The 1,274-nt window shown below is 59.6% G+C and carries 1 tRNA gene and 1 rRNA gene; both read right to left on the minus strand.

The features are described from left to right. Window positions 1-196 precede the first annotated feature (196 nt). Window positions 197-268, minus strand: a tRNA-Ala gene (locus BW940_RS20655). 152 nt (window positions 269-420) lie between these two features. Continuing rightward, a 16S ribosomal RNA gene (locus BW940_RS20660) occupies window positions 421-1,274 on the minus strand; the annotation flags it as partial.

Consider the following 1,274-nt stretch of genomic DNA (forward strand, 5'->3'; position numbering starts at 1 on the left):
CGTAAGTGACCCGGGAACGGGTCCAGTGGACGCCTGGACTACACGTACACACGGTCGCATCTGCACGCCGGTAGACGGCCGGCCTGCATTGACCCTTCCCACTCACACTTACGCGGAGTGGTGCATCAGTTCAGTCGTACTCAATCACAATCCCGTCGCCCACTTAAGGGCACGGATCTGTGACCGGCACGAGTCATGGACCCACAGGGATTCGAACCCTGGGCATCCTCCTTGCAAAGGAGGCACTCTACCACTGAGCTATGGGCCCACGTCCGCCCAGATGGGCGGACAGAGACGTATGTGTTAGCCTCGGTAGTTCTAAGGTGCCCGATCGGCCCAGCGATGGGTCAATCGAACGTGGAGTGCGTGGCGCAAAGCGCCACGCGGTGTGAGCCGGGGCAACGCCCCGGTCTCGGTCTGTGGAGGTGATCCAGCCGCAGATTCCCCTACGGCTACCTTGTTACGACTTAAGCCCCCTTGCGAAGCCCAGATTCGACCACCGTTGCGGTGGCCTCATCCGGACCTCACTCGGGTGCTTTGACGGGCGGTGTGTGCAAGGAGCAGGGACGTATTCACCGCGCCCTTCTGAGGCGCGATTACTACCGAATCCAGCTTCATGAGGGCGAGTTTCAGCCCTCAATCCGAACTACGACCACGTTTCGGAGATTAGCGTCCCCTTTCGGGGTTGCATCCCACTGTCGTGGCCATTGTAGCCCGCGTGTCGCCCAGCACATTCGGGGCATACTGACCTACCGTTGCCCGTTCCTTCCTCCAGTTTGGCACTGGCAGTCCACCTAATGTACCCAGCTACCTCAAGGGTACTGCTGGCAATTAGGCGTGCGGGTCTCGCTCGTTGCCTGACTTAACAGGACGCCTCACGGTACGAGCTGACGGCGGCCATGCACCTCCTCTCAATGGCTCAGGTAAGCTCATCACACTGACCGTCACTGCACATTGTCGATGCTGGTGAGATGTCCGGCGTTGAGTCCAATTAAACCGCAGGCTCCTCCGGTTGTAGTGCTCCCCCGCCAATTCCTTTAAGTTTCATCCTTGCGGACGTACTTCCCAGGCGGTCTGCTTCACGGCTTCCCTACGACACACCACAGGCTCGTAGCCTGTGGCACATCTAGCAGACATCGTTTACAGCTCGGACTACCCGGGTATCTAATCCGGTTCGTGACCCGAGCTTTCGTCCCTCACCGTCGGATCCGTCTTCCAGAGGCGCTTTCGCCACCGGTGGTCCGTCCAGGATTACGGGATTTCACTCCTACCCC

This window comes from Natronorubrum thiooxidans, from assembly GCF_900156475.1.
Lineage (GTDB): Archaea > Halobacteriota > Halobacteria > Halobacteriales > Natrialbaceae > Natronorubrum > Natronorubrum thiooxidans.